Annotated in this window: 2 protein-coding genes; one reads left to right on the top strand and one right to left on the bottom strand. The window is 70.7% G+C overall.

Annotated elements, in window-relative coordinates; genetic code table 11:
- The coding region (locus tag AB0M88_RS52915) for an EAL domain-containing protein (protein ID WP_364116166.1) at positions 1-1829 on the bottom strand (1829 nt) is incomplete at its 3' end.
- A 212-nt stretch (positions 1830-2041) separates the two neighbouring features.
- On the opposite strand from AB0M88_RS52915, the gene AB0M88_RS52910 reads away from it, so the two are divergent.
- Positions 2042-3847, top strand: a complete 1806-nt coding sequence (locus AB0M88_RS52910) for an MDR family MFS transporter (protein WP_364116163.1) — start codon at positions 2042-2044, stop codon at positions 3845-3847.
- Positions 3848-3883: the final 36 nt, after the last annotated feature.

The following is a 3883-nucleotide window of genomic DNA, read 5'->3' as shown; positions in this document are numbered from 1 at the left end:
CGGTCGCCCAGCGTCGCCTGCCAGGTGACCATCTGCTCGCAGGCGGTGCGCAGGATCCAGGCGCCGAGCTCGACGATCAGACCGTTCTGCTCGGCCACCGGAATGAACTCGGCCGGACTCACCAGGCCGCGCGACGGGTGCTCCCAGCGGACGAGCGCCTCGACCGCGTGCACGGTGCCCTCGGGCAGGCGGACCACCGGCTGGTAGACGACCCGGAACTGGCCCTGGTCGAGTGCGGTCCGGAGTTCGGCGCCGAGGCGGGCGTGGGCGGCGGTGCGCTCGTCGAGTTCCGGGGTCCAGCGCTTGTAGGACTCACCGGTCTGCTTGGCCGCATGCATCGCCACCTCGGCGCGCCGCAGCACCTCGGCCACGTCGAGTGGCGCCTCGTCGCGAGATGCCGATCCAGCACGGTGCGACACCTCGGCGTGCCCGCCGCCCACCGATGGGCGGCCGGCCACGCAGGACCCGGCGACCTCGGAGGATCCGATAGCCACGCAGGACGCGCCAGCCACACAGGGCCCGCCAGCCACAGCCAGGTCGCCAGCCACAGACGACTCGCCGGCCTTGCATGACGAGAGGCCGATGCCGACGCCGACCAGGAGTTCGTGGCCGGCCACGGTGACGGGACGGCGTACGGCTTCGCCCAGGCGTTCGGCCAGGGCGCCGTCGTCGTCGGACGGGCCCGGGACTACGGCGAACTCGTCGCCGCCGATGCGAGCCACCAGCAGGCCCGGCGCCACCGAGCGCAGCCGTTCGGCCAGGGCGTTCAGGACGCGGTCGCCGACCGGGCGGCCGAGTTCGTCGTTGATGTTCTTGAAGCCGCTCAGCCCGAGCACGATCAGCCGCGCCGGAGCGGCCTGCTCCAGACGGCGACGGTTGGCCAGGCCGGTCAGCGCGTCGTGCAACGCTATCCGCTGGACCTCGGTCATCACGCCGCCCATGCGGGTGATGACCAGCAGGAACAGGACGATCGCGCCGATCGTGACCACCGTACGGTCCTCGGCGTTGGCACTCACCCGCGGCAGCAACAGCAGCGCCGGGGCGAGCAGTGAGCACCCGCCCAGGGCGATCAGCCGCGCCAGCCGGCCGAAGGATTGGGACGGCCGCGAGTCGGCCGCACCCATCGACGGGTGGAGGGCGGCCGCGGCCCAGAAGACGTACGAGAGGAGGAAGCCGGCGTCGGCCGGGTGACCGTCGGAGCCCGAGTACAGCGTCATGACCGAGAACGTGACGTCGGCGGCGAGGACGAGGGCCGTGGCGAGACCGAGCATGCGGGTGCTCGGCGTGCGGCCGCCGGGCGCGGTGAACTGGCCGGCCAGCGCGGCCAGCAGGAGCAGGTCGACGGTGGGATAGGTGATGCTGACGAGGCGTTCGAGGGAGGAGGCAGTCGATTCGGCGGCGATCGGGTGCAGCACGAAGATCCAGAACGCCAGGCCGAGGCCGGTCGCGACGATCGCGGCGTTGAGGAGGTCGGCCAGGGTGCGACGGCGGGCCAGGAGGACGAGGCCGGCGAAAGTCACCGGGTAGGAGGCGAGGTAGAAGACGTCGGCGATCGAGGGGTACGGCGATTGGTGCAGCACGTCGGCATAGAAGTCGTATATGAAGTCGCCGAAGACGGACATCAGCTGGCCGGCCGCGAAGCAGTACCACATGGCCGGCCGGGCGGGCCGGTGGAGCCGGACCGCCAGCAGAATCGCGAGGCTGGAGGTCAGGCCGATCGCCTCGTACGTGTGGGCCGCCCAACTTCCGCCGACGGGCAGCAGAAAGTAGCCGGCGACCGCTGCGAGTCCGCCGGCGAGCCACCAACGCCACCACCATGCGTGCCTCACGCCTGAAAGATCGGCTGTCGCCGACGTCAGTTGAGGGAGGCGTGAATCACCTTGCGGCACAACGGATTCCGCGGCTCGGAATGGACGCCTGGTTCCCGTGAGGCTACTCACGCGGAACCTAGCCGGTCGACAAGCTAAAACGGGCGGGCGCCCAGCCGATGAGTAGGTCTGCCGCCGCCCGGCGGGACGATCAGACGAGAGAAGGTCAGGCCATGGAGAAATCCGCCCCGCCGCCGACCGCGGACCGCCCGTCCGCGGGACTCGGGTTCAGTCACCGGGAGATCCTGGTGACGATGAGCGGCCTGGTCATCGCCATGCTGCTCGCCCAGCTCGACAACATGATCGTCGCGCCCGCGCTGCCGACGATCGTCGGCGACCTCGGCGGACTCGAGCACCTGTCCTGGGTCACCACCGGCTACATCCTGGCGACCACCGTCGCCACCCCGATCTGGGGCAAGCTCGGCGACCTGTTCGGACGGCGGATCACCTTCGTCGCGTCGATCGCCCTGTTCCTGCTCGGCTCGGTGCTCTGCGGCATGGCCCAGAACATGGGCCAGCTGATCGCCTTCCGCGCGGCCCAGGGCCTGGGCGCCGGCGGCCTCATCGTCGGCGTGCTGTCGATCATCGGCGCGATGATCCCGCCCCGCGACCGCAGCAAATACCAGGGCATCATGATGGCCGTCATGCCGGTCGCCCTGATCGGCGGACCGCTGATCGGCGGCTTCATCACCGACCACCTGTCCTGGCGGTGGGCCTTCTACGTCAACCTGCCGCTCGGCGCGGTCGCCCTGATCGTCGCCTGGATCACCCTGGCCAAGCTGCCCCGCGGCACCGGCCGCGCCCGCATCGACTGGCTCGGCACCGCCCTGCTGACGGTCTGGATCACCTCGCTCGTGCTGATCGCCAGCTGGGGCGGCACCCAGTACGCCTGGGCCTCTCCGCAGATCCTCGGCCTGCTCGCGCTGACGGTCGCCGGCCTGGTCGCCTTCATCCTGGTCGAGCGCCACCGCCCGGAACCGATCATGCCGCTGCACATCTTCGCCAACCGCAACTTCGCCCTGGCCGGCGGCATCGCCTTCGTCTCCGGCTTCGCCCTGTTCGGCGCGATCGGCTACCTGCCGCAATACCAGCAGTTCGTCCAGGGCTCATCGGCGACCAACAGCGGCCTGCTGCTGATGCCGATGATGATCGCCGTGATGGTGGTCAGCATCGGAGTCGGCCAGATCATCAGCCGCACCGGCCGCTACCGCATCTTCCCGATCATCGGCTCGATCCTGGTCGTCGCCGGCATGCTGCTGTTCAGCACCGTCGGCACCGGCACGTCGAAGATCGTCACCGCACTCTTCATGGTGGTGCTCGGCGCCGGGATGGGCGGCATCATGCAGACCAGCACGCTGATCGCGCAGAACAGCCTGGAGCCGAAGGACATGGGCGCGGGCACCGGAGCGTCGACATTCCTGCGCAACATGGGCAGCTCGCTCGGCGTGTCGATCCTCGGCGCGATCTACGCCCACCACCTGACCTCGACGCTCAGTGCGGGTACGGGCTCGGCCGGCGGCGGCTCGGTGTCGGCTTCCTCGATGACGCCGCAGGCTCTGAAGGAGCTGCCCGAGGCGGCCCGGCACCTGTTCCAGCAGGCCGTGACCAGCGGCATCTCGTCGCTGTTCGTCTGGGGCGGGGCGGTCGCCGTGATCGGGTTCGTGGTCGCACTGTTCATCCGCCACGTCCCGCTGCGCGGCGGCAAGCCGGCCACGACCGAGCCGGTCGCCGCAGCCGCCGCCGGACAGGTCGCCGTGAGCCACGCTGAGCCGGTCGCCGTCGCCGCTGTGGCCGGAAACGAGCCCGGCGTCGCGGCCGGAAACGAGCCCGACGTCCCGGTCGGAGACGAGCCGGGCGTCGCGGTCGGAGACGAGCCGGGCGTCGCGGTCGGAGACGAGCCGGGCGTCGCGGTCGGAAACGAGCCGGGCGTCGTGGTCGCCGCCGAGCCGGCCGCCGTGGTCACCGCCGACGCCGTTTAGCAGGACTGTCCGGGGTGTTCTGAGCGCAACGACATT

It is taken from the genome of Actinoplanes sp. NPDC051411, assembly GCF_040682075.1.
GTDB lineage: Bacteria > Actinomycetota > Actinomycetes > Mycobacteriales > Micromonosporaceae > Actinoplanes.
Note: the sequence above shows the minus strand (reverse complement) of the source record. Positions and strands in the feature narration are given on the sequence as shown.

What these genes read in the sequence shown, in the direction of transcription:
- AB0M88_RS52910 (WP_364116163.1), top strand. Translation starts at nt 2,042, where the DNA reads ATGGAGAAATCCGCCCCGCCGCCGACCGCGGACCGCCCGTCCGCGGGA.